This is a genomic window from Kineosporia sp. A_224 (assembly GCF_002198655.1).
GTDB lineage: Bacteria > Actinomycetota > Actinomycetes > Actinomycetales > Kineosporiaceae > R-H-3.
This window is the reverse complement of record NZ_MWLN01000242.1, coordinates 1-23690: the sequence shown is the minus strand read 5'-3', so window position 1 is coordinate 23690 and position 23690 is coordinate 1. Positions and strand designations below refer to the sequence as shown.

Annotated in this window: 20 protein-coding genes and 1 pseudogene; 7 read left to right on the top strand and 14 right to left on the bottom strand. The window is 76.4% G+C overall.

Going from position 1 to position 23690, the window contains the following annotated elements:
• From EDJALFJO_RS33090 to EDJALFJO_RS33065, 6 genes are all read right to left on the bottom strand, one after another.
• Positions 1–1346 (bottom strand): ATP-binding cassette domain-containing protein (locus EDJALFJO_RS33090; protein ID WP_088290890.1); only part of this gene is annotated, 1346 nt, incomplete at its 3' end.
• A 79-nt stretch (positions 1347–1425) separates the two neighbouring features.
• Positions 1426–2565 (bottom strand): multiple monosaccharide ABC transporter substrate-binding protein, encoded by a 1140-nt coding sequence (gene chvE, locus EDJALFJO_RS33085; RefSeq protein ID WP_088290889.1) that lies wholly within the window; start codon positions 2563–2565, stop codon positions 1426–1428.
• Between the two features lie 364 nt (positions 2566–2929).
• Positions 2930–4084 (bottom strand): XdhC family protein, encoded by a 1155-nt coding sequence (locus tag EDJALFJO_RS33080; protein WP_198950885.1) that lies wholly within the window; start codon positions 4082–4084, stop codon positions 2930–2932.
• The gene (locus EDJALFJO_RS33075; protein ID WP_198950884.1) at positions 4077–5237 is read right to left on the bottom strand and encodes a VWA domain-containing protein; all 1161 of its coding nucleotides are present in this window, start codon (positions 5235–5237) and stop codon (positions 4077–4079) included. Before EDJALFJO_RS33075 ends, EDJALFJO_RS33080 begins: the two co-directional genes overlap by 8 nt.
• 80 nt (positions 5238–5317) lie before the next feature.
• Complete coding sequence (locus EDJALFJO_RS33070; RefSeq protein ID WP_088290888.1) at positions 5318–6148, bottom strand: maleylpyruvate isomerase N-terminal domain-containing protein; 831 nt, start codon at positions 6146–6148, stop codon at positions 5318–5320.
• A gap of 52 nt (positions 6149–6200) precedes the next feature.
• The gene (locus tag EDJALFJO_RS33065) at positions 6201–6752 is read right to left on the bottom strand and encodes a DinB family protein (RefSeq protein ID WP_088290887.1); all 552 of its coding nucleotides are present in this window, start codon (positions 6750–6752) and stop codon (positions 6201–6203) included.
• Positions 6753–6961: 209 nt separating this feature from the next.
• Here EDJALFJO_RS33065 and EDJALFJO_RS33060 point away from each other — a divergent pair, with 209 nt between their 5' ends.
• Entirely contained in the window at positions 6962–8308 is a 1347-nt protein-coding gene (locus EDJALFJO_RS33060; protein WP_143448926.1) for a lipase family protein, read from the top strand.
• A gap of 90 nt (positions 8309–8398) precedes the next feature.
• On the opposite strand, the gene EDJALFJO_RS33050 is transcribed toward EDJALFJO_RS33060, so the two are convergent.
• Positions 8399–9358, bottom strand: coding sequence for a MoxR family ATPase (locus EDJALFJO_RS33050; RefSeq protein WP_088290884.1), 960 nt, complete (start codon positions 9356–9358; stop codon positions 8399–8401).
• Positions 9359–9462: 104 nt separating this feature from the next.
• On the opposite strand from EDJALFJO_RS33050, the gene EDJALFJO_RS33045 reads away from it, so the two are divergent.
• Positions 9463–10281, top strand: a complete 819-nt coding sequence (locus EDJALFJO_RS33045) for an aldose 1-epimerase (RefSeq protein ID WP_158220658.1) — start codon at positions 9463–9465, stop codon at positions 10279–10281.
• A 3-nt stretch (positions 10282–10284) separates the two neighbouring features.
• Here the strand turns inward: EDJALFJO_RS33045 and EDJALFJO_RS33040 are convergent, their stop codons facing one another.
• Genes EDJALFJO_RS33040 through EDJALFJO_RS33020 form a run of 5 tightly spaced genes read right to left on the bottom strand, consistent with a single transcriptional unit; the run spans position 10285 to position 14117 of the window.
• Positions 10285–10860 (bottom strand): histidine phosphatase family protein, encoded by a 576-nt coding sequence (locus tag EDJALFJO_RS33040; protein WP_088290882.1) that lies wholly within the window; start codon positions 10858–10860, stop codon positions 10285–10287.
• 27 nt (positions 10861–10887) lie between these two features.
• The gene (locus EDJALFJO_RS35265; protein WP_198950883.1) at positions 10888–11682 is read right to left on the bottom strand and encodes a PIG-L deacetylase family protein; all 795 of its coding nucleotides are present in this window, start codon (positions 11680–11682) and stop codon (positions 10888–10890) included.
• Between the two features lie 10 nt (positions 11683–11692).
• On the bottom strand, positions 11693–12442 hold the full coding sequence (locus EDJALFJO_RS33030; protein ID WP_088290881.1) for a glycosyltransferase family 2 protein: 750 nt from the start codon (positions 12440–12442) through the stop codon (positions 11693–11695).
• Complete coding sequence (locus EDJALFJO_RS33025; RefSeq protein ID WP_088290880.1) at positions 12439–13065, bottom strand: bifunctional 2-polyprenyl-6-hydroxyphenol methylase/3-demethylubiquinol 3-O-methyltransferase UbiG; 627 nt, start codon at positions 13063–13065, stop codon at positions 12439–12441. The genes EDJALFJO_RS33030 and EDJALFJO_RS33025 overlap by 4 nt, the downstream gene beginning before the upstream one ends.
• Positions 13062–14117, bottom strand: coding sequence for an acyl-CoA dehydrogenase (locus EDJALFJO_RS33020; RefSeq protein WP_198950882.1), 1056 nt, complete (start codon positions 14115–14117; stop codon positions 13062–13064). Before EDJALFJO_RS33020 ends, EDJALFJO_RS33025 begins: the two co-directional genes overlap by 4 nt.
• Positions 14118–14307: 190 nt before the next feature.
• On the opposite strand from EDJALFJO_RS33020, the gene EDJALFJO_RS33015 reads away from it, so the two are divergent.
• The 3 genes and pseudogenes from EDJALFJO_RS33015 to EDJALFJO_RS36660 all read left to right on the top strand — a co-directional run.
• Complete coding sequence (locus EDJALFJO_RS33015; RefSeq protein WP_088290879.1) at positions 14308–16416, top strand: transglycosylase domain-containing protein; 2109 nt, start codon at positions 14308–14310, stop codon at positions 16414–16416.
• Positions 16413–17123, top strand: coding sequence for a response regulator transcription factor (locus EDJALFJO_RS33010; RefSeq protein WP_198950881.1), 711 nt, complete (start codon positions 16413–16415; stop codon positions 17121–17123). Before EDJALFJO_RS33015 ends, EDJALFJO_RS33010 begins: the two co-directional genes overlap by 4 nt.
• A pseudogene (locus EDJALFJO_RS36660) lies at positions 17120–18124 on the top strand (sensor histidine kinase); the annotation flags it as partial. The gene EDJALFJO_RS33010 and the pseudogene EDJALFJO_RS36660, both read left to right, overlap by 4 nt.
• 99 nt (positions 18125–18223) lie before the next feature.
• Here EDJALFJO_RS36660 and EDJALFJO_RS32995 read toward each other — a convergent pair.
• A complete protein-coding gene (locus EDJALFJO_RS32995; RefSeq protein WP_088290877.1) occupies positions 18224–19498 on the bottom strand; it encodes an ROK family transcriptional regulator in 1275 nt (424 codons plus the stop codon).
• Positions 19499–19697: 199 nt separating this feature from the next.
• Here EDJALFJO_RS32995 and xylA point away from each other — a divergent pair, with 199 nt between their 5' ends.
• Together xylA and xylB are read left to right on the top strand one after the other, a co-directional pair.
• On the top strand, positions 19698–20885 hold the full coding sequence (gene xylA, locus EDJALFJO_RS32990; protein ID WP_088290876.1) for a xylose isomerase: 1188 nt from the start codon (positions 19698–19700) through the stop codon (positions 20883–20885).
• 88 nt (positions 20886–20973) lie between these two features.
• Entirely contained in the window at positions 20974–22413 is a 1440-nt protein-coding gene (gene xylB / locus EDJALFJO_RS32985; protein WP_088290875.1) for a xylulokinase, read from the top strand.
• Between the two features lie 31 nt (positions 22414–22444).
• Here xylB and EDJALFJO_RS32980 read toward each other — a convergent pair whose 3' ends face one another.
• Positions 22445–23476, bottom strand: coding sequence for a family 1 glycosylhydrolase (locus tag EDJALFJO_RS32980; protein WP_088290874.1), 1032 nt, complete (start codon positions 23474–23476; stop codon positions 22445–22447).
• Positions 23477–23690: the final 214 nt, after the last annotated feature.

Genomic DNA, 23690 nt, shown 5'->3' with positions numbered 1-23690 from the left:
GTGTAGATCTCGTACTTGGCGCCGACGTCGATCCCGCGGGTCGGCTCGTCGAGGATGAGCACGTCGGGATCGGTGAGGATCCACTTCGACAGCACGACCTTCTGCTGGTTGCCGCCGCTGAGCTGCCCCGTGGTGGAGAGCACGCTCGGTGCCTTGATGGCCATCTCCGCGCGGAACCGGTTCGCGACCTCGAACTCCCTGTTGTCGTCGACGACCCCGCGCCGGGCCAGCCGGTCGAGCGCCGCCGACGAGACGTTGCGCTTGATGTCCTCGATGAGGTTGAGGCCGAAGCGTTTGCGGTCCTCGGTGGCGTACGCGATGCCGTGCCCGATGGCCTCCCGCACCGACCGCGCCTGGATCGGGCGACCGTCCTTGACGAGCCGGCCGCTGATCCTGGTGCCCCAGGACCGGCCGAAGACGCTCATCGCGAGCTCGGTGCGTCCGGCACCCATCAGCCCGGCGAGGCCGACCACCTCACCACGGCGGAGCACGAGGTTCGCACCCCGGACGACGACCCGGCCGTGCTGCGTCGGGCTGTGCACGGTCCAGTCCTCGATCCGCAGCACCTCCTCCCCGATCACCGGGTCGCGGTGCGGGAAGCGGTGGTCGAGGGCCCGGCCGACCATGGAGCGGATGATCCGGTCCTGGGTCACGCCGTCCGCGGACATCTCCAGGGTCTCGATGGTGCGGCCGTCGCGCAGCACGGTCGTCCGGTCGGCGATCTGCTCGACCTCACCGAGCTTGTGGCTGATGATGACGCAGCTGATCCCCTCCGACCGCAGGCCGCGGAGCAGGTCGAGCAGGTGCTCGGAGTCGTCGTCGTTGAGCGCCGCGGTCGGCTCGTCGAGGATGAGCAGCCGCACCCGCTTGCTGAGGGCCTTGGCGATCTCCACGAGCTGCTGCTTGCCGACGCCGAGGTCGCCGATCCGGGTCACCGGGTTCTCGTCGAGCCCGACCCTGGCCAGCAGCTCGGCGGCAGCGGCGTTCGTGCGGTTCCAGTCGATGACCCCGCGGACCGCCCGCTCGTTGCCGAGGAAGAGGTTCTCGGCGATCGACAGCTGCGGGACGAGCGCGAGCTCCTGGTGGATGATGACGATGCCGCGGGCCTCGCTGTCGCGGATGCCGCCGAACGCGCACGTCTCGCCGTCGAACTCGACGTCGCCGCTGTAGGTGCCGTGCGGGTACACCCCGGACAGCACCTTCATGAGGGTGGACTTCCCGGCGCCGTTCTCGCCGCAGATCGCGTGGATCTCGCCGCGTCGCACCGAGAGCGTGACGTCCTCGAGTGCCGTCACACCGGGAAAGGTCTTGGTGATCCCGCGCATCCGCAGGATGTCGTCGGTCATAGCTGCGCTGCCTCCCGCCGTGCGACCGATGACCTGGCGACGCGGCCCGGCCCCTGGTCGGGGCCGGGCCGCGGGCCGGTCAGCCGGCGAGCTGGGCCTGGGTGTAGTACCCGGCGCCGACGAGGACCTTCTCGTAGTTGGTCTTGTCGACGATGACCGGGTCGAGCAGGTACGACGGGACGACCTTGTTGCCGTTGTCGTAGTCCTTGGTGTTGTTCACCTCGGGCGTGCCGCCCTTGAGGATCGCGTCGGCCATCGTGACCGTGACCTTGGCGAGCTCACGGGTGTCCTTGAAGATCGTCGAGTACTGCTCCTCGGCGATGATCGACTTCACCGACGCGAGCTCGGCGTCCTGACCGGTGACGACCGGGTACGGCTGCCCCGCGGTGCCGTAGCCGTTGCTCTTCAGCGCCGAGAGGATGCCGATCGAGAGGCCGTCGTACGGCGAGAGCACACCCTGGACCGTCTTGCCGCCGCCGTAGCTCTTCGTCAGCAGGTCCTCCATCCGCTTCTGCGCGGTGGCCGGGTCCCAGCGCAGGATCGCGACGGTCTTGAAGTCGGTCTGGCCGCTGGTCACGACGAGCTTCTTCGAGTCGATGTACGGCTGCAGCACCGACATGGCGCCGTTGAAGAAGAAGGTCGCGTTGTTGTCGTCCGGCGAGCCGGCGAACAGCTCGACGTTGAACGGGCCCTTGGCGTCGCCGTCGGTGCCGTCGGCCTTCTTCAGGCCGAGCCCGGTGAGCAGCGAGGTCGCCTGCTGGACGCCGACCTTGAAGTTGTCGAACGTGGCGTAGTAGTCGACGTTCGGGCTGTTCCGGATCAGCCGGTCGTAGGCGATGACCGGGATGCCCTTGTCCTTCGCCTCCTGCAGCTGCGTGGTGATCGCGGTGCCGTCGATCGAGGCGATGACAAGGAGCTTGGCGCCCTTGGTGATCTGGTTCTCGATCTGGTTCACCTGGGTCGGGATGTCGTTCTCGGCGTACTGCAGGTCGACGGTGTAGCCGAGGCCCTCGAGGGCCTTCTTGACGTTGTCCCCGTCGCTGATCCAGCGCTCGGAGGACTTCGTCGGCATCGTCACGCCGACGAGCGCGCCTGCGGCGCCGGCCGACGTCGCCGACGACGCCTGGGCGTCGACGGTCTTCTCGCTGGAGCCGCAGGCCGTCAGACCGATCGCCAGCAGCAGGCCGGCCGCCGCAGCGGTGAGCCGGGTGAGCTTCATTGCCCCTCCTGGGGTTGGGCCGGCCGGGAGACGGCCGGCGCGGGCAGAGCTAGGGCCGGCGGGACAGCCCGCCGGGGCGCACGACAGTGGCCGCCGACGCCACGGTGGGGATGCAGCGGTCTGGCGACCCGACGATTGTTAGCGCCAACATTGAGGATGTCAATACGTGGTGATCACATGTCAGTCACGGGGAAAGCAGCCTTGGGCGCGTTCACATCGGTGCCGTCGCCCGCGCAGCAGCGAGGTGTGGGCGTGCCGCCACCGGAGCAGCACAGGGCAGCACGCAGCGCCCGGCCGGGCCCCGACGACGCAGGGCTCGGACCGGGCAGCAGTCGCAACGAGGGCCGCAGGAGCGGCCCTCCGCTCAGCGCGGCGCGGTGTGGTGGATCGGCCCCTCGCGCTCGCCGAGCCGGCCGCCGTCGCCGCCCCAGCGCAGGGCGATGATCTCGGCGGCGATGCTCACGGCCGTCTCCTCCGGCGTCCGGGCCCCGAGGTCGAGGCCGATCGGCGACGAGAGCCGGCCGATCTCCTCGGGCGTGAGCCCGGCCTCGACGAGCCGCTTGAGCCGGTCGTCGTGCGTGCGCCGCGAACCCATCGCGCCGATGTACGCGACGTCGGGCAGCCGCAGCGCGACCTCGAGCAGCGGCACGTCGAACTTCGGGTCGTGGGTGAGGACGGCGAGCACGGTGCGGGAGTCGACCCGGCCGGCCTCGACCTCGGCCGCGAGATAGCGGTGCGGCCACTCGACGATCACCTCGTCGGCGTCCTTGAACCGCGACTTCGTCGCGAACACCGGGCGCGCGTCGCAGACCGTCACGTAGTACCCGAGGAACGCCCCGACCTTGGCGACAGCGGCGGCGAAGTCGATCGCGCCGAAGACGAGCATCCGCGGCTTCGGGGCGTACGCCGAGACGAAGACGCGCATCCCCTCGCCGCGACGCTCGCCGTCCGGGCCGTAGGTGAGGGTCTCGGACCGGCCGGCCGCGAGCAGGCCGCGGGCGTCGTCCACGACCGCGTCGTCCGCCCGGGTCGAACCGAGCGAGCCGACCGAGCCGGTGAGCCCGAAGGTTCCGGTCACCTCGTCGGGGCGCACGACGATCCGGCGGCCGAGGCGGGTCGGGTCCGGGTGCTCGATGACGGTGGCGACGGCGACCGGCCGGCCGGCGTCGACGTCCTCGGCGACGGCCTCGAGCTCGGGGAAGGTCTCCCGCGACACCTTCTCGACGAAGACGTCGAGGATGCCGCCGCACGTCAGGCCGACGGCGAAGGCGTCGTCGTCGCTGATCCCGTAGCGCTCGAGCACCGGCTCGCCGGACGCGACGACCTCCTCGGACAGCTCGTACACCGCGCCCTCGACGCAGCCGCCCGACACGCTGCCGACGGCCTCGCCGCCGGGACCCACGAGCATCGAGGCGCCCGCGGGGCGCGGGGCGGAGCGCCACGTCGCGACGACGGTCGCGACGCCGACGGTCTCGCCGTTGCGCCACCAGTCGAGCAGCTCCGGCATGACCTCACGCACGGCGCACCACCTCCACGAGCTCGGAGAACGTCGCCAGCGAGTGACCGGCGACGAAGTCGTCGCAGAACGGCAGGGCGGCGGCGATCCCGCCCTGGACCGGACGGTAGCCCGCCTTCCCGCGGTGCGGGTTCGCCCAGACGACCCGGTGCGCCAGACGGTGCATCCGCTGCATCTGCTCGCCGAGCTGGGTCGGGTCGCCGCGCTCCCAGCCGTCGCTGAAGACGACGACGACCGCGCCCCGGGCGAGGCCGCGCTGGCCCCAGCGGTCGAGGAACGCCTGGAGCACCTCGCCGAGGCGGGTGCCGCCGGACCAGTCGGGCACCTGCTCGCCGGCCCCGCGCAGCGCCGCGTCGGCGTCCCGCTGGCGCAGCGCCCGGGTGACCCGGGTGAGCCGGGTGCCGATCGTGAACGCCTCGGTCGTCCGGGGCGCGCTGCGGACCCAGACGTGGGCGAGGCGGAGCAGCGCATCGGCGTACGGCGACATCGAGCCGCTGACGTCGAGGAGCAGGACGACGCGGCGCGGCCGGGACACCCGGCGGCGCAGCTTGATCCCGCCGGGCTCGCCGCCGCGGCGCAGCTCGTCGCGCAGGGTGCGGCGCATGTCGAGCTCGCCGCGGTGCCACGGCCGGCGGCGGACGGCGCGGCGTCGCGGCGGCACCGGCCGGATCGCGGAGAACAGCTCGGCGAGCGCCGCCTTCTCCGACGGGGTGAGCGCGGCGATGTCCCGGTGCCGCAGCACCTCCGCGCCGCTGGCCCGGGCCCGGACGACGTCCGGGTCGTCGTCCTTCTCGTCGCTCTTGCCGGCCGACGTCTCGTCCTCCGGGACCATCCCCGGGGTCGGGCGCGGCGGCGCCGACTGGCGCTGGACGACGCGCGGCACCTTGCCCGCGAACCACGACTCGAAGACCTGGTCGTAGACGGGGAAGTGGTCCGGCTCGGCGGTGAGCGTGGCGCGGCCCGCCCAGTAGACCCCGCCCGGGTCGTCGTAGCCGACGGCCGCGACCGCCGTGAGGAAGGCCTGGGTGCGGTCCTGACTCACTGGCAGGCCGGCCGCGCGCAGCGCCCGGGCGAAGCCGACGAGGGTCGTCTCGGCCGCCTCGCGCACGGCGTCGCCGGCGCCGTCGAAGGCGCTCGCAGCCGTCGCGATGGTCACGCCGTCACGGTGTCATGCCGGAGGGCGGTTCGTCATCCGGGGGCGAACGGGTCCGGACGACCGGCGCGCTGCGCCCGCCGTCACTGCACCCCTGCCGCCAGGTTCTCCGACAGCGCCGCGAGCACGGCGTCGTCGCCGGAGCGCACCACCGTGCCGAGCGGCGGTCGCTGCCACAGGTCGCAGAGCAGGTCCGCGGCGGTGCCGCTCACCAGGGCACCGGCCGGGCGGGCGGCCGCCGGGTCGCCGTCGGGGACGACGCGCAGGACCGGGGCGCCGGAGTACACCGTGGCGTCGGACGGGTCGGTGCCCGACCAGGTCGCGAGCCCGACGAGCCAGGTCCGGCCGACGTCGGTCGCGTCGAGGCGAACGGTGCAGCCCTCGGGCTCGCGGGTGAGCGTGCCCCACTCCGGCAGGCCGCCGTACATGACGTGCAGGACCTCGTCGACGCCGTCCGCGGCCAGCACGGGGTCGAGCGCGGACCACTGCCCGGCGACGAGCTCGGCGTCCAGCCGGTGCACGAGCGCCTCCTGCGCCTGACGGCGCCGGACGAACCCGACCGTCCGGTCGGCCGCCCACGTCCACACCGGGGCGGACGGCGGTGCCGCGGCGAGCACCCGGACGAGCCGCTCCCCCGCGGCCCGGCACACCCCGGCGAGGCCTGCACGGTCGGTCGGCCGCTCCGGGCGCACGTAGCCCTCGGGACCGCTCGCCGCCCGCTCCACGAGGTCGCCCCAGAAGTGCTGGACGCACGCGAGGTGCCAGAGCAGGTCGTCCGCGGACCAGTCGGGGCACGTCGGGACGGTCGCCGCCGGGTCGGCCGCGAGCACCGCCTCGAGGAAGCGCGCGGACTCCCGCCGGACGTGCTCGACGTAGTCGCTGCCGTCACCGGGGCCGGTGGGGTCGGTCGTCATGCGCAGGACCGTAGCCGCGCCCACCGACGACGCGACCGGGGCCCGCGCCGGGTCAGACCGTGGCGCCGGTGACGTCGTGCAGGTGGTGCACGGGATCGTGGACGAAGTACCGCGCGAACGTCTCGACCGTGAAGGCGGCGCCGTCCGAGCGCCGTCCGGTGCGCTGCCAGGCGCCGGCGGGCACGGCCTCGAAGTCGGCGGCGATCCACTCGGCCGCACCGGTGAGCTCGCCGAGGACGACGACCGGGTTGGCGAGGTCGTAGCGCTCGGCGACGGCCGTCGCGTCCTGGTCCCAGTTCTCGAAGAGCGGGTCGTCCTCGTCGAGCATGAGCCGCAGGCGCTTGTCGAAGAACCGGAAGACGTCACGGACGTGGCAGGCGTACTCCAGCGGCGACCAGACCCCCTCGGCGGGCCGCTCGGCAGCCCCGTCGGCGAGCAGGACGGCACGCCAGGCGGTGGCGTTCTCCCGGACCAGCCGCGGCACGTCGGCGACGTCGAGAGCACCTGCGTGGAGGCCGCACTCCGGGCAGGGCTGGTCGAGGACCCAGGTCCAGTCCTTGGTGTCCGGGGTCACCGCGGGCGGCGGTGAGTCGATGGGCGCCATGCGCGGAGGGTCCCAGGCACGGCGGGGCGAGGCAAGGACGCGCGCCGCGATGATCACCGACTCGATCCGTGGCGGCGTGTCATGGATCACATTCTTTTTGCCAATGAACATTGGCATGGTTCTCGCGGGTGATGACGGTGGTCGTCGTCCGGACGGCCCCGGCGCGGGACGCGGCGCGACACCGACGGATGCAGTGCGAAGGAGCACACATGGACGACGCGGGTCGACAGGCCGGGCGGGGCCGGCGCGGGCGCACCTGGGCCCGGCGTACGGGCACCCGGCGGGCCGCGGCGGGCCTCGCGGTCGCCGCGCTCGCTGCCGGCGGCATCACCGCGGTGGCCTCGCCCGCCGCCGCGGCGACCGCGGCGGCGACCTGCTCCGCGACGGCCGCGCAGGTCTACGCACCGCCGTCGGGCACCCTCACCCTGGCCCCGGGAACCGTGCTCGCCTGCCGGAGGGTCCCCGACGGGACGACGTCCTGGCGCTCCGTCACGAGCTACCAGGTCCGCTACGTGACGACCGACCGCACGGGCGCGCGGATCCCGACCACGGGCATCCTCATGGTCCCGCGGACGGTGTGGGGCCCCGCCGCGCTGCCCGTCGTCGCCTACTCCTCGACGACCGTCGGCCTCGGGAGGCAGTGCGCGGCGTCCCAGCAGTTCACCGGCGGCCTGCTCGGCGGGTTCGTCGACGACATCGAGATCACCGCGGTGAGCGACCTGCTCAACGACGGCGCGATCGTGGCGCTGTCGGACGGCGTCGGCTACCTCGAGGGCCAGACCCACACGTACGTCACGGGTCTCAACAACGGCCACGCCCAGCTCGACATGGCCCGCGCCGCGAGCCGGGTGCCGGGCGCCGGCGTGGCCAAGGCCCCGCGGGTCGCGCTCGCGGGCTACTCCGAGGGCGGGCACTCGACGCTCTGGGCCGCCCAGCTCGCCCACGGCTACGCGCCGGAGCTGGACGTGCGGGCCGCCGCGGCCGGCGCCGCCCCCGTCGACCTCAAGGCCACCGCCACGAACCTCAACGGCGGGCTCTACGCGGGCTTCCTCGCCGACTCCGTCGTGGGCCTGTCGACCGCCTACCCGTCGATGCCGTTCCGCTCGCTGCTCAACCCGGCGGGCATCAAGGCCACCGACGACGTCCGGACGCAGTGCCTCGCCGGCACCCTCGCGACGTGGGCCTTCCGCAGGATCGAGGCCTACAGCACCGACCACCTCACCCTCGAGCAGATCTACGCGGTCAAGGGTCCGGACGGCACGTGGGGCCGGGTCATCGACGCGCAGAAGGTCGGCGTCGGGGTCGGGCGACCGGGCTCGGGGGCGACGTACGAGATCGGCTTCCCGGTCCTCGACTACTGGGGCTCGATCGACGACGTCATCCCGCCGGCGAGCCAGGCGGCCGGTGCGAAGCGGCTGTGCGACGCGGGTGTCGCCGTCCGCCGCAAGGAGTTCGCGCTGGGCGTGCACGCGACGACCATCGTCGCCGCGAGCAGCGACGTCCGCAGCTGGCTCGGCGCGCGGCTCAACGGCATCCCGGACGCCGGGAACTGCTGACCCGGCGGCCTGACGGCGCGCCACCACCTGACCGGGAGCCCGGTCGGTCGCCCGGGCGGGGGGACCGGCCGGGCTTCCTCACGCCGGGCGTCAGCCGCCGAGCACCCGGTCGATCGACTCCCGGACGCGGTCCATGTCCTCGCGGTACTTGCACACCGCGCCGAGGGTCGCCGCGGCGGTCTCGACGTCCAGCTCGCGACGGCCGAGCTCGAGCAGGCAGCGCGCCCAGTCGAGGCTCTCGGCGACGCCCGGCGGCTTGAGCAGGTCGGCGCCGATCTGGCCGGCGGCACCGTCGCGCATCCGCTGGACGGCGCTCGCGACCTGGACGGCGAGCCGCTCGGGCACCTGCGGCAGCCGGGTCCGGATGATCTCGATCTCGCGGGCCAGGCCCGGGTGGTCGACCCAGTGGTAGAGGCAGCGCCGCTTGAGCGCGTCGTGCACCTCGCGCGTGCGGTTGGAGGTGAGGACGACGAGCGGCGGCGTCTTCGCGGTGATCGTGCCGAGCTCGGGGATCGTCACCGCGTTCGTCGACAGCACCTCGAGCAGGAACGCCTCGAACTCGTCGTCCGCACGGTCGACCTCGTCGACGAGCAGGACGGCGTTCGGGCTGCGCAGCGCCTTGAGGATCGGCCGGGCGAGCAGGAACCGCTCGTCGAAGAGCGAGTGCTCCACGCTCTCGACGTCGAGCCGCTCCTGGCCGACCCGGGTCGCCTCGACGGCGCGCAGGTGGAGCACCTGACGCGGGAAGTCCCAGTCGTAGAGCGCCTGCGAGGCGTCGATCCCCTCGTAGCACTGCAGCCGCACGAGCTCGGCGCCCAGGCTCACGGCGAGCGCCTCGGCGAGGGCCGTCTTGCCGGTGCCCGGCTCGCCCTCGAGCATGAGCGGCCGGTCCATGGACAGCGCCAGCCAGGCGACGGTCGCCAGCCCGGGATCGGCGAGGTAGCCGGTCGTCGCGAGCCGCGCCGCGAGGTCGGCCGGCGACGCCGGGCGGTCGGGGCTGTGCTCGTTGAGGGCCGCGTCGGCGGCCCCGGTCACCTCGGCGTGCACCATGCGCCCAGCATGGCCCATCGCGCCGCCGGTCAGCGAGGGGAGGCCCCCGCGCGGCCAGGCCGGGTCGGACCGGGCGGGAGGCCCGGGGTGGCAGAGTGGCCACCGTGACCGACCACGTGCTGCGCGCCGGCGACGCGGCGCTGTCCCTGAGCCCGGCCAACGGCGGGCGGATCTCCTCGCTCGTCGTCGGCGGCGGTACCGGCCCGGCGGTGGAGGTCGTCGGCCGCGGCGGCCCCGGCGTCGTCGGCTGGGGCTGCTACGCGATGGCGCCGTGGGCGGGCCGGGTGCGGCACGGCGTCCTGGAGTGGGACGGCGAGCGGCACCAGCTCCCGCTCCTCATGCCGCCGCACGCGATCCACGGGGTCACCATCGACCGGGCGTGGGACGTCGTCGCCGCGGACGAGACCTCGCTGACCCTGCGCTGCGGCTTCGACAGCCGCTGGCCGTGGGCCGGGCACGCCGTCCAGCACGTCGCGCTCCGCGCCGACGGCAGCGGCCTGACCGCCCGCATCGAGATCCGCTCCGAACGCGACCCGTTCCCCGCGTGGACCGGGTTCCACCCGTGGTTCGCCCGGCGCCTCGCGTGCGGCGACCCGGTCGGGATCGACCTGCCGGTCGGCGGGATGGTCCGGCGGGACGCCGAGGGGATGCCGACGGACGACGTGCTGCCGGTGCCGGACGGTCCGTGGGACGACGTCTTCGTCGACGTCGCGTGGCCGGTCACGCTCACGTGGCCCGGCGCGCTCACCCTCGAGGTCTCCTCGGACGCCGCGTACGCCGTCGTCTTCACCGAGCGCGACGCGGCCGTCTGCGTCGAGCCGCAGTCCGCCCCGCCGAACGCCGCCGAGCTCGGCCGGGCCGCGACGGTGACACCCGACGCGCCGCTCGTGCTGACGATGGACTGGACCTGGCAGCGGCTCTGACGCTCACACGTCCTGGTCCTGCGTCGACGGCTCGTCCCGCCGCCAGGTCCCGGCGCCGAGGTCGACGGTCAGCACGTCCGGCTGGCGCAGGGTCGACCAGAACTCCGCGGCGTCCGCTGCGGCGACGAGCCCGCGGGAGACCAGCCAGCACGTGATCGCCATGCCGTGGCTCGCCACGACGACCCCCGGGCCGCTCCCGCCGGCCGCCGCGAGCGCCGCGGTGACACCGGCGTCGAACCGGGCCGCGACGTCGGCCTGCGGCTCCCAGCCCGGGTACGGCGTGCCGGCGACGTACGCCTGCCGCTCGGCGCGCCAGCCGCCGGCCCAGGTGTCGGCCGGGCGGCGCACCTCGCCGAACCGGGCGTCGTGGACGACGGGCCGCGGCACCGGCCCCGCGGCGGCGGCCGGCTCGAGGGTCTGCCAGGCCTTGGGCTCCGGGCTCGAGAAGAGCAGGGCACCCGCGGGCAGCGCCGGCACGAGCGCCGCGGCGAGGGCCCGGCCCTCCGGGGTCAGCGGCCAGGACGGCGCGGGCGCGTCAGGGGTGGCGGCAGGCGGCGCGTGCCGGACGAGACGGATCACCGGTCCAGCCTGGCATCCCGCGGCCGGTCACCGGCGCACCCCGGCCCCGGCGTCGCGGTCCGCGTGGCCCCTGGCGTCGAGGACGTCGTGGACGTCGAGGACGTCGTGGACGACGTCGCCGTCCGCCCCCGGCGCGGGCGGCAGGCCCGCCGGGGCGGCTGCCCGGGAGCCCAGGTCCGCGAGCCCGACCCGTTGCGAGACATACGCGTCCAGTGCCCGGCGCCTGCGGTCCGCGGCGGCCGGTCCGACGTCCGCGTCGGTGGTGACGACGGGCGGCCCGAGCCGGACGCCGGCCCGCGCGAGCGCCGCGACCCGCTGCCGAACCGGCGCCCACGCCCGGTAGGGCGCGTCGACGTGGACGGCCCACCGCGCGGGGCCGGCGCCCCCGGTGCGCAGGACGCGCAGCCAGCCGGCCGCCGTCAGGCGGTGGTCGCGGTGGAAGAGCCCGAGCGGGACCAGGACCCGCGCGGCCCGGACGTCGGCGACGACCCGGGCGAGCGCCCGGGCGACCTCGTCGACGGCCGGCGGCGGCCCGTACTGCGCGTCGACGAAGCCGAGGCGCACCGGCCGGGCGCCCAGGACGGCGAGCGCCGCGTCGTCCTCGGCGTGCCGGGCGCCCACGACGTCGTCCCCGGGGGCGAAGCCGCACCGCACGTCCCAGGCCGTCCGCCCCGGCTGCGCGGACGCGCCCGCGCCCGGCCGGCCGGCGAAGACCGTGCAGACGACCGATCCCGGGGCGGCCGCGAGCAGCCGCCCGCAGGACAGCACCGCGTCGTCGAGGTGCGCGCCGACGACGAGCAGCGGCACCGCGTCCGTGCTCACGCGTCCCCGCTCACGCGCCGTCCGCCGGGGCCTGCAACGCGCCCGGGAGCGCCAGCCCGCGCAGGTGCCCGGCGAACCCGTCCGGGGCGCGGCCCCGGGCGCGGGCCGACGTCCGGACCGCCGCGTGCCCGGTCGCGACGACGTGCGCGCCGCCCGCGACGAGCGCTTCGACGAGCGCGACGTCCTCGTGGCCGGTCACGGCGGGGAACCCGCCCGCCGCGAGGTACGCCGACCCCCGGACGCCGAGGTTCGCGCCGTGCACGTGCGCGTGCAGGTCGCCGCCCCGGTGCCCGGCGGCGTAGCCGGCGCGGTAGGCGGCCGCGACCCCGGCCGGCCAGCCCGCCCAGCCGGTCACGGCGACGGTGCCCCGCACGGCGTCCGCGCCGCGGTCCGCGAGCCGCGCGTGGTGGGTCAGCCAGTCGAACGGGACGACGCTGTCGGCGTCGGTGCACGCGAGCCACACCTCGCCCGGCGGGACGGCGGCGCGGCCGGAGAGGTCGAGGGCCCGCGCGCAGCCGGCGGCCCGCGCGGCCCCGACCCGGCGCCAGCCGCCGCGGACGACGACGACCCCGGACCGGCCGGTGCACAGCGCCTGCGAGCCGTCGGTGCACGCGTCGAGGACGACGACGACCCCGGCGGCGAGCCCGGCCGCCCGGGCCGTCGCGACCGCCCGGTCGAGGGCGTCGAGGCAGCGGCCGAGCCGCTCGACCTCGTCGTGCACGGGGACCACCGCCCACAGCTGCCGGACCGCCCCGGTCACGCCACCGCCCCGGGCACACCGGTCCGGACGGCGACCGACAGACCGCGGCTGCCGGCCGGCGCCCGGAGCAGGACGTCGAGCCGCAGGTCGTCCTCGACGAGGGCGCTCACGAGCGCGAGGTCGCGCCGCTCCCGCAGGACCGCGTGGACGGCGTCGCCGGACGTCACGTGGTCCGCGGCCGGGTGCCGCCAGTGCACGGCCGCGAGGGTGCCGCCCGGGGCGAGCCCGGCCACGGCGGCGTCGAGCAGGGCGGACCAGCCGGCGGCGTCGGTGTAGTAGCCGACCTCGGAGAGGACCACGAGGTCGTAGTCGGCCGCCGGCCACTCCTGCGGGACGACCCCGGTGCGGACCTCGACGCCGGGCAGTCCCCGGGTCGCGGCCCGGGCGGCGTCCGCGGCGACCGTGCTGCGCTCGACGGCCACGACCTCGTCGCAGCGGGCGGCGAGCGCGACGGTGAGCGCACCGGCGCCGCACCCGGGCTCGACGGCGCGCCGGTAGTGCGGCTCGGGCAGGGCCGCGAGGAGCAGGCCGCGCTTGCGGACCTCGTACCAGCGTCCGGCGGGCCACGGCTCGGGCCCGGCCGCGTAGACGGCCTCGAAGTACTCGGCGGGCGTCGCGCTCACGACGCGGCCCCGGCGAGACTGCCGGCGAGACTGGCGGCGACAAGCGTCCCGAGGACCTCGAGGTCGCGCTCGGCGTGGCTCTGGCGCAGGTAGACCGTGAGGTCCTCGACCCGCCGGGCGTGCCCGGCGTCCAGGCACAGCGGCGCCGCCCCGAGGGCACGGCCCACCCGGTCGAGCACCGTCGTCGCGGCGTGCTCGACGACGGCCCGCGCGCGCCGCGCGACGACCTCGGCCCCGGCGGCGTCGTGCGGGTCGGCGTCGACGTCGGCCGCCGCGGCCGCCAGCACCGCGCCCGCCGCGTGCACGGCCGCCGCCGCGGCCCCGAGGTGCGCGAGGCCGTGCGGGTCGAGCCGGCCGGACGCCGCCCGGGCCGCGAGCGGTGCGAGGACGGCGTCCGCCCCGCCGAGCCAGCACGCCGCGACCCCCACGCCGCCGTGCCAGAAGCCCGCGCGGTCGAGGTAGGCGCGCGGCCCGCCGACAGGCACCGCGGGCGCGTCGTCGAGGTCCACGGACCAGGTCTGCGTCTGCGCCATCCCGGCCGCGGCCCAGCCGCCGGGCACCGGGCGGGTCCGGTCGCGGTCCGCGAGCGGGACGGCGAACAGCCGCCGGCCGTCGTCGGCGGTCGCGGTGACGAGGGCGTGCGTCGATGCGGCCGCGCCCGAGCACCACGGCTTGCGCCCGCGCAGCGTCCAGCCGTCCGGGCCGGGCGTCGCGGCGACGGCCGGCCCGGGCGGCTCGGCGGCCCAGACCGCCCAGACCTGCCCGGGCAGCACCGGGGCGCCCCCGAGCTCGGCGAGGATCGCCGCGGCGTCGAGGTGCGCCTCGACGAGCCGGCCGGCGGCGACGTCCCAGCGGGCCAGCGCGCGCAGCAGCGCCCAGCGCCCGGCGGTGCGCCCCGAGCCGGGCAGCGGGACGTCGGTGACGTCGGGGAGCGCGACGACGGCGCGGACGGCGGCGGCGACGTCCTCGACCCGGCGCCCGGGCGGCTCGCCGAGGACGGAGCGGGGTTCGCGGCCGACGGGGCCGGGCAGCAGGTCAGGTCGGCGGCTCATACCGGCATGAAACGCGCGAACCGCCGGGGCCGCGCGTCCGGACGGCCCGTGGACCCGCACCGGGGCTGCGGCAGACCCGCACTCCTGGGCACTGTCAGGCGGCGCCCACCGCGCACCCAGGGTCCTCCCAGGCTGCGGGCGTTGCGTCGTCCGCGGGGCCGCCCCCGACGGGCGGCCGAGGAGGTGCGCCGTGACGCAGCGCGGTGCCCGGGCCCTCCCCCGGCTCGGGGTCTTCGTGGTCGTGGCCGTGGTCGCCGGGGCGCTCGCCGCGGGGCTCGGCGTCCCCGCGGCCGTCGGCACCGAGGCGCTCGCCCTCTCCGCAGCGGACCTGCTCACGGGGGCGTCCGTGCCCCTGGCGGCTCCCGCCCTGCCGCAGACCTCCGTCATGCTCGCCGCGGACGGGTCGCCGATCGCGTGGTTCTACGACGAGAACCGCACGGTGGTCCCGCTGACGCGGATGGCGCCGGCCGTCCGGCAGGCGGTCGTGGCCGTCGAGGACGCGCGGTTCTACCACCACGGCGCGGCCGATCCCCGCGGGCTCGTGCGCGCACTGGTCAACGACCTCACCGGCGGCCACCGGCAGGGCGCGTCGACGATCACGCAGCAGTACGTGAAGAACGCGCTCCTCGAGGACGCCGTCCTCGCGGGCGACCCGGCGGCGGTCCGCGCGGCGACGGCCCCGACGCTGGCCCGCAAGGTCCGCGAGCTGCAGCTCGCGGTGTCCGTCGAGCAGCACCTCACGAAGGACCAGATCCTCGCGCGGTACCTCGACACGGTCTACTTCGGCGAGCACGCGTACGGCGTGGACGCGGCCGCGCGGCGGTACTTCGGCGTCGACGCCGCCCACCTCTCGCTCGCGCAGTCCGCGACCCTGGCCGGGATCGTGCAGGACCCGAGCGCCGACGACCCGGTGACCCGGCCGGGCCGGGCACGCGCCCGCCGTGACGTCGTCCTCGCGGACATGCTCGCCCAGCACCTCGTCACGCCGACCGCCTACCGCGCGGCCGTCGCGACCCCGGTGCGGACGCCGGGCCGGCCGCTGCCGAACGGCTGCGCGGGCGCCGGGCCGGCCGCGTACTTCTGCGAGTACGTCGTCCGCACCCTGAGCACCGCTCCCGGCTTCTCGGCCCTGGGACGCACTGCCGCGCAACGGGTCGGCGCTCTCTCGCGCGGCGGGCTCGTCATCAGGACGACCCTCGACCCGGCGACCGAGTCGGCGGCCCGGCGCGCTGTCGAGACCGGCGTCCCGGCGCACGGCGGCGCGGGCCTCGGCGCCGCCGCCGTCACCGTCGAGCCGGGGACCGGCCGGGTGCTCGCGATGGCGCAGGACAGGACCTGGAGCCCGGCCGGCGGGCCCGGCAGGACGTCCGTGAACTGGTCGGTCGACGCCGCGCTCGGCGGGTCGCAGGGCTTCCAGACGGGGTCGGCCTTCAAGCCGTTCACCCTGGCGACCTGGCTCGCGGCGGGCAGGCGGACGTCGGACGTCGTCGACGCGACCCCGCGCACGTTCGCCCCGACGGACTTCACCGCCTGCGGCGCGCCGCTGCGCGGCCGGACGCCGTACGCGCCCGGCAACTCCGAGGGCACCGAGACCGGCCCGATGTCGGTGCTGCGGGCCACGGCGGACTCGGTGAACGTCGCCTACGTCGCCATGGAGACACGGCTCGACCTCTGCGACGTCGCCGGCACGGCCCGCGCCCTCGGCGTGCACCTCGCGGCGCCGGCCCGGCCCTGCGCGGCCCACGGGCCCGGGACGACGGACCTGCCGACCTGTCTGCCCTCGCTGACGCTCGGGGTCGAGGACGTCGCGCCGCTGACGATGGCCGCCGCCTACGCGGGGTTCGCGTCCGGTGGCACCTACTGCACCCCGGAGCCGGTCACCGCGCTGACCCGGGCCGGGCCGACCGGGACGCAGCACCCGGTGCCGGTCCCGGGGCCCGACTGCCGGCGGGCCATCAGCCGCGGCGTCGCCCGTGGCGTCGACGACGCGCTGCGCCACGTCCTCACGGACGGCACCGCGGCCCGGGTGGGCCCGCTCTCGCCCTGGGACAGCGCCGGCAAGACCGGCACGACGAACGGGCCGTACGACACCTGGTTCGTCGGCTACACCGCCCAGCGCTCCACCGCCGTCTGGGTCGGGGACCCGGGCGACCGGCCCGGCCCGCGCCGCCCGCTGCGCGACGTCACCGTCGCCGGCACCACGTACCGCACCGTGTTCGGAGCCACCCTCGCCGCACCGATCTGGAGGAACGTCATGACCGTCGCCCAGAAGCATCTGCCCGCCCGGACGCTGCCGTGAGCACCTCGCCGGCGAGCACCGCCGTCCGCACCGCACCGTCCGCCGTCCGGGCCACCGTCACGCGCCGGGGGCCGGCCGTGACCCCCGACCTGCGCTGGCGGGTGGTCCTCGCCGACGACCACTCGATGGTCCGGGTCGGGCTGCGGGCGCTGCTCGAGGGCGACCCGCGCTGCGCGGTCGTCGGCGAGGCCGCGTCGGCGGCGGCGCTGCGGGCCCTCGTCGCGACCACCGTCCCGGACCTCGTCGTCCTCGACCTCACGCTCGGCCGCGACAACGGCCTGGACTGCCTGCCCGACCTGCTCGCCGCGGCGGCGGCGCCGCGGGTCGTCGTCCTCACGATGCACGACGACCCCGCCGTGGCCCGTGCGGCGCTGCACGCGGGGGCCCAGGGCTACGTGCTCAAGGAGGCCGCGCCCGAGGAGCTCCTGCGGGCCGTCGAGACGGTGATGTCGGGCCGGACGTACCTGCTCCCCGAGCTCGGCGCCCGGATCGCCGGCGCCCGCCCGTCGGCCGCCGACCGGCTCAGCCCGCGCGAGCGGGACGTCCTGCGGCTGCTCGCCGCGGGCCACACGAACGGCGAGATCGCCGCCGAGCTCTACGTCAGCCTGCGGACCGTCGAGGCGCACCGGGCGAGCCTGCGGACCCGGCTCGACGCCCCGACCCGGGCCGGCCTGGTCGACGCCGCGCACCGGCTGGGCCTGGCGTGATCCTCGACCCCCGGCGCGTCCTCGGGCGCGTCGGCGTGGCGCTCCTCGGCCTCGCCGCGGCGACGGAGCTCGCCGACACCGCGCCCCGGGCCCAGACCTGGGTCGGCGCCGCGGCCGGGGCGGCGCTGCTGCTCGCGGTGGTGGCCCCCGGGCGGGACGACGGCCCGGACGGGCTCGCCCGCCGGGCCCGGCTGCTCGTCGGTGCCGGGGCCGCCGCGCTGCTCAGCGTCGTCGGCCTGTGGCAGGTCACCGAGCGGGCCGAGCCGCGGGTGCTGCTCCTGCTCGGACCGGCCCTGCTCCTGCTGCTCACGGCCGGGCTCGCGCTGCGCGAGGCCGGCCGGGCCGCCGACGGGCTGCGGACGGCCCGGCTGCGCGCCCGCCTCGAGGGCGAGGAGGCCGAGCGGCGGCGCTGGGCCCGCGAGCTGCACGACGAGACGCTCCAGGACCTCGCGGCCGTCGAGGTCACCCTCGGCCGGCTCGAGCAGCGCTGCCGGCGCACCGACGCCGGCCCGGGCGCCGCGGCGCTCGGCGACGACCTCGCCGACGTGCGGGGCGCCGTCCGGGACCGGATCGGGGCCCTGCGGCACCTCATCACCCAGATGCGGCCCCTCGCGCTCGACCTGCTCGGGCCGGGACCGGCGCTCGAGGACCTCGTCCGGCGGGCGGCCGAGGTCGGCGACCTCACCGGCCGGTGCGACGTCCGTGAGCTGCCCGCGCTACGGCCGGACGCCGCGCTCGGGGTCTACCGGGTCGTCCAGGAGGCGGTGACGAACGCCGTCCGGCACTGCGACGGCACCGTCGTCGAGGTCCGGGCGCAGGTCCGCGGCCGGCGGCTGCACGTGCTCGTGACGGACGACGGGGCAGGAGTCCCCACCGGCGTCGCGGCGGGCGTCGCTTCGGGTGCCGGGCCGGCGGACGGCGTCGACGCGGCGGACGGCGTCGACGGGTCGGGCCTCGGCATCCCCGGGATGACCGAGCGGGCGCGGGCGCTCGGCGGCCGGGTGACGTGGGCGCCCGCCCCCGGCGGCGGCACCGTCGTCGACCTCGACCTCCCGCTCGCGGACGTCAGCGTGCCCGCGGGCCCCCCCGGGCCGGGACCGTCAGCCGGCGGGCGTCCTCGCCAGGTAGGCCGCGGGGTCGGCGATGACGGTGCGGACGACGGACAGCGCCGCGCCGCGGACCGCCGCCTCGCCGCCGAGCCCGGACACGAGGACGCGGGGCGGCTCCCAGGGCGCGGCGAGCACCCGGCGCGCCAGCTCGCGCTCCACCGGGCCGCGCAGCCAGGGCGACAGCGGCGCGTAGATCCCGCCGAGGACGACCGCCCCGACGTCGACGAGGTTGAGGATCGCCGAGATCCCCCGGCCGAGAACGGTTCCAGCGGCCTCGACCGCCTCCACGGCGTCAGCCCGGCCGGCCGCGGCCCGGGCGACGAGCTCGCCGAGCGGGCCCTCCGGCCGGCCGATCGCCGTCCCCGGCTCGCTCGCGAGCCCGGCCCGGCGCAGGATCGCCTCCTGGCCGGCGAGCCGTTCGAGGCAGCCGCTCGAGCCGCACGCGCAGTCCGGGCCGTCGGCCACGGTGAGGTGGCCGATCTCTCCGCTGAAGCCGCGCCGGCCGGTGAGCGGCCGCCCGTCGAGGACGAGCCCGGCCCCGACGCCGATCTCGCCGGAGACGTGGACGAAGGTGTCGAGGCGGCCGCCCGCCCCGTCGTCGTGCCCGCCGCACCACAGCTCGGCGAGGGCCCCGAGGTCCGCCTCGTTGCCCAGGCGCAGGTCCGGGTGCGCACCACCGGGCGACGCCGCGGTGAGCGCGGCCCCGGCGAGCCGGCGCAGGTGCGCGAGGACGTCGACGTCCCGCCAGCCGAGGTTCGGGGCGAGCCGGAGCACCTGGTCGGCGGAGTCGACGAGGCCGGGGACGGCGACCGCGACCCCCGCGACCGGGACGCCCGCCTCGCGCGCGCCGTCCGCCGCCCGGCGCAGCAGCCCCGCGGCCCGGGCGAGGACCGCCTCGACGTCGACACCGCGCAGGTCGCCGGTGACGACCTCCCGGCCGACGACCGACCCGGCGAGCCCGACCGTGCACGTCGCGAGGTAGTCGACGTTGACCTCGAGCCCGATCCCGACGGGGCCGCGCGCCCCGAGCCCGAGGGACTGCCCGGGCCGGCCGACGGCGCCGGCGTCGAGACCGCGCTCGTCGAGCAGCCGGGCCGCGACGAGGGTGTCGACGAGACTGGAGACGGTGGCCTTCGTCAGGCCGGTCGCGCCGGCGATCCGGGCCCGGGTCGCCGGGCCGCGGTCGGCGACCTCCCCGAGCACGAGCGCGAGGTTGTGCTCGCGCAGCGACGTCTGCCGCGCGGGCGACGTCCGGGGGGCCGACATGCCGCCACCCTAGTTGGTTCACCTTCTGAATGAACACAGCCCTGCCCAGCCACCACCCGATCGCCCGTTCTCTGGCGCGCTACGCACGTCTCAGCATGATTTTGACGTGCGCAACCCACCAGAGGACGCCAGGGGATTGCCTGATCGCCGGGGCGCAGGTATGTTCAGTGACTGAACGAAACCCCCGACGGAGGAACCGATGACGCTGACCCCGACCCCGGACGACAAGTTCACCTTCGGCCTGTGGACCGTGGGCTGGGTGGCCCGCGACCCCTTCGGCGACGCGACCCGGGCGCCGCTCGACGCCGTCGAGGCCGTGCACCGCCTCGCCGACCTCGGCGCCTACGGCGTGACGTTCCACGACGACGACCTCGTGCCGTTCGGCTCCGACGCGGCCGAGCGCGACAAGCGGATCGAGGCCTTCAAGGCCGCGCTCGACGCGACCGGCATGAAGGCCCCCATGCTCACGACGAACCTGTTCACCCACCCGGTGTTCAAGGACGGCGGCTTCACGAGCAACCGGCGCGACGTGCGCCGCTTCGCGCTGCGCAAGGTCATGCGCAACCTCGACCTCGCCGCCGAGCTCGGCGCGGAGACCTACGTCTTCTGGGGCGGGCGCGAGGGCGCCGAGACCGACTCCGCGAAGGACGTGCGCGTCGCGCTCGACCGCTACCGCGAGGGCCTCGACACGCTCGCGACGTACGTCAAGGACAAGGGCTACAACCTCCGGTTCGCCCTGGAGCCCAAGCCGAACGAGCCCCGCGGCGACATCCTCCTGCCGACGATCGGGCACGCGCTGGCCTTCATCAACAGCCTCGAGAACTCCGAGATGGTCGGGCTCAACCCCGAGGTCGGGCACGAGCAGATGGCCGGGATGAACTTCGTCCACGGCATCGCGCAGGCGCTGTGGCACGACAAGCTCTTCCACATCGACCTCAACGGCCAGCACGGCCCGAAGTACGACCAGGACCTCGTCTTCGGCCACGGCGACCTGCTGTCGGCGTTCTTCCTCGTCGACCTCCTCGAGAACGGCGGCCCCGGGAACACCCCGGCGTACACCGGCCCGCGGCACTTCGACTACAAGCCGCTGCGCACCGAGGACTACGACGGCGTCTGGGCGTCCGCGGCGTCCAACATGCGCACCTACCTGCTCCTCAAGGAGCGCGCGAAGGCGTTCCGGGCCGACCCCGAGGTGCAGGCCGCCATCGAGGCCGCCCGGATCCCGGAGCTCGCGTCCCCGACGCTGGCCGCCGGCGAGACCTACGCCGACCTGCTGACGGACCGCTCCGCGTTCGAGGACTTCGACGCGGACGCCGTGGGCGCCAAGGGCATCGGCTACGTCCAGCTCGACCAGCTCGCCCTCGAGCACGTCCTCGGCGCCCGCTGACCGCAGCGTCGCACCGAGCGGTGGCACAGGCGCGGCCGGCGCCTGTGCCATCGTCGTTCCCACCCGAACCGTCGGAAGGACACGAGTGATGGCGCTCGTCGCCGGGGTCGACTCCTCGACCCAGTCGTGCAAGGTCGTCGTCCGGGACGCCGCGACCGGCGCCCTCGTCCGGGAGGGCCGGGCGGCCCATCCCGACGGCACCGAGGTGCACCCGGACCACTGGCGCACCGCCCTCGCCGAGGCGGTCGCCGCGGCGGGCGGGCTCGACGACGTCGCGGCCGTCGCGGTCGGCGGCCAGCAGCACGGCATGGTCACCCTCGACGAGGCGGGTGCCGTCGTCCGCCCGGCCCTGCTGTGGAACGACACCCGCTCCGCACCGCAGGCCGAGCGGCTCACCGCCGAGCACGGCGGGGCGAAGGTCTGGGCGGACGCCGTCGGGCTCGTCCCCGTCGCGTCGTTCACCGTCACCAAGCTCGCGTGGCTCGCCGAGCACGAGCCGGACGCCGCGGCCCGGGTGGCGGGCGTCTGCCTGCCGCACGACTGGCTCACCTGGTTGCTCCTCGGCGGCGGCGTGTCGAGCGGCACCGGCGGGTCGCTCGGCCTCGACGGCCTCGTCACCGACCGCGGCGACGCCTCCGGGACCGGCTACTTCTCGGCCGCGACGGGCGAGTACCGCCGGGACCTGCTCACAGCGGCGCTCGGCCACGACGCCGTGCTGCCCCGCGTCCTCGCCCCGGCGCAGAGCGCCGGGACCACTGCCTGGGCGGGGCTGTCGACCGGAGCGCTCGTCGGCCCCGGCACCGGCGACAACATGGCCGCCGCGCTCGGCGTCGGCGCCCGCCCCGGCGACGTCATCGTCTCGGTCGGCACCTCGGGGGTCGTCTCCGCGGTCGCCGAGGTCCCGGCGTCCGACGAGACGGGGACGGTCGCCGGGTTCGCCGACGCGACCGGCCGCTACCTGCCGCTCGTCTGCACGCTGAACGCCGCCCGGGTGCTCGACGCGACCGCGAAGGTGCTGGGGGTCTCGCTCGACGAGCTGTCCGCGCTGGCGCTGGCCGCGCCGTCCGGGGCCGGCGGCCTCGCGCTCGTGCCGTACCTCGAGGGCGAGCGGACGCCGAACCGCCCCGACGCGACCGGCGCCCTGCACGGCCTGCGGCTGGAGACCATGACCCCGGCGCACCTGGCCCGTGCCGCCGTCGAGGGGCTGCTGTGCGGCCTCGCCGACGGTCTCGACGCCCTCGAGTCTCAGGGCGCCAGGATCGAACGGGTCCTCCTCGTCGGCGGCGGGGCCCGGTCCGCGGCGCTGCGCGCGATCGCCCCGGCCGTGCTCGGCCGGCCCGTCCTCGTGCCGCCGCCCGGCGAGTACGTCGCGGACGGCGCCGCCCGGCAGGCGGCCTGGGTGCTCGAGGGCGGCGCGGAGCCGCCCGCCTGGGAGGTCACCGGCACCTCGACGTTCGAGGCCGATCCGGACCCGGCGGTCCGGGCCCGCTACGCGCAGGTCCGGGAGATGACGGCCGTCCGACCGTAGGCCGGCCGCTCGCGAGCGGCCGGCCCGTGGGTCAGGCCGGCCGCACCGCGGCGACCGCGAGCCGCAGCACGTCGAGCCCGGGCCACGGCCGGTCTGCGCCCGGCACGTCGACCGGCCCGGCGACGTACCCGCGCACGCCGACCCCGGCCCGGGCGGCGACCGCGAGCGCGTCGAGGTGCTCCAGGAGGTCCGCCACCCGGTCCACGTCGTCCGCACCACCGTCCGCGCCACCGGCCGTCGAGACGAGGAACGGTGGTGCCGCCGGGTGCTCGCGGCGGATCCGGGCGAGCAGCTCGGGCAGCCCGCGCGGGGCGGCGCCCACGTAGTGCACACCGAGCCGGTCGAGCGGCTCGGGGCCGGCAAGGAGCGCACCGACCCGGCGGTCGTCGTCCGCGCCGCCGGAGAGCGCGACGGTCACCCCGAAGCGGTGGTCGGCCGGCGCCTGGGCGCGCATCGCGGCGTGCCCGAGGCCGTGCGCGAGAAGCAGGTTCGCCTCGTGGTCGGCGTCGGGGTCGCCCTCGGGGTCGCCGGCGGGCTCGCCGGCGGCCGGGACGACGAGCGTCGTCCACGTCACGACCCGGTCGGCGAGCAGGGCGTGCACGGTCGCGGCGTGGTCGGCGAACCGCAGGGCCGTCTCCCGGGACGCCCAGCCACCGGCGTCCCGCAGCGCGGCCGGCAGCGCGGCGTCGTCGGCGTGCAGCGTCGGCCACGGGGTCACGCCGAGCGCGAGCAGGTCGTCGACCCTGCGGTCCAGCCGGGCCAGGGCATCGGCGTCCGCGGGGCCCGCGGGGTCGGGCAGCACGCTCGCCCACGGCACCGGGACGGCGAGGACGTCGACCCCGGCGCGGCCGAGCAGGGCCACCTCGTCGTCGGCGCCGCCTCTCGCGGCCCGGCGCCCGGCACGTCCGGTGCGCCCGGGAGCGCGCTGCGCGGTGGGATCGGCCGTGACGCCGATCGCCCAGACGAAGCCGTCGGCGAGACCGGACAGGTCCAGGCGCGCGACGGCATCGGTGACACGACTGTCGTCCTGCGTGCCCCCGGCCGCCGCCACAGCGTCGATCACGCCCCGAACCTAACCGTTCGGCGACGGACCGTGACCCCAGACGTCCGGACGTGGTCGCCCGGTCACACGACGTACCGAAGGAAACCTCCGTCCAGCCCCTTGCGATCTGACTTTACAGAATCTACATTTCTGTAAACCTGCCATCGACTGTCGGCGAGATCGCATCCTCGGCCGTCCGGCAGCCCGCCCTCCAGCATCGCCCCCCAGCATCGCC

Excerpts from the sequence above, each read along its gene's own strand:
- chvE (WP_088290889.1), bottom strand. The coding sequence starts at position 2,565 with ATGAAGCTCACCCGGCTCACCGCTGCGGCGGCCGGCCTGCTGCTGGCG.
- EDJALFJO_RS33070 (WP_088290888.1), bottom strand. The coding sequence starts at position 6,148 with ATGACGACCGACCCCACCGGCCCCGGTGACGGCAGCGACTACGTCGAG.
- EDJALFJO_RS33065 (WP_088290887.1), bottom strand. The coding sequence starts at position 6,752 with ATGGCGCCCATCGACTCACCGCCGCCCGCGGTGACCCCGGACACCAAG.
- EDJALFJO_RS33060 (WP_143448926.1), top strand. The coding sequence starts at position 6,962 with ATGGACGACGCGGGTCGACAGGCCGGGCGGGGCCGGCGCGGGCGCACC.
- EDJALFJO_RS33050 (WP_088290884.1), bottom strand. The coding sequence starts at position 9,358 with ATGGTGCACGCCGAGGTGACCGGGGCCGCCGACGCGGCCCTCAACGAG.
- EDJALFJO_RS33020 (WP_198950882.1), bottom strand. The coding sequence starts at position 14,117 with ATGAGCCGCCGACCTGACCTGCTGCCCGGCCCCGTCGGCCGCGAACCC.
- EDJALFJO_RS32995 (WP_088290877.1), bottom strand. The coding sequence starts at position 19,498 with ATGTCGGCCCCCCGGACGTCGCCCGCGCGGCAGACGTCGCTGCGCGAG.
- xylA (WP_088290876.1), top strand. The coding sequence starts at position 19,698 with ATGACGCTGACCCCGACCCCGGACGACAAGTTCACCTTCGGCCTGTGG.
- xylB (WP_088290875.1), top strand. The coding sequence starts at position 20,974 with ATGGCGCTCGTCGCCGGGGTCGACTCCTCGACCCAGTCGTGCAAGGTC.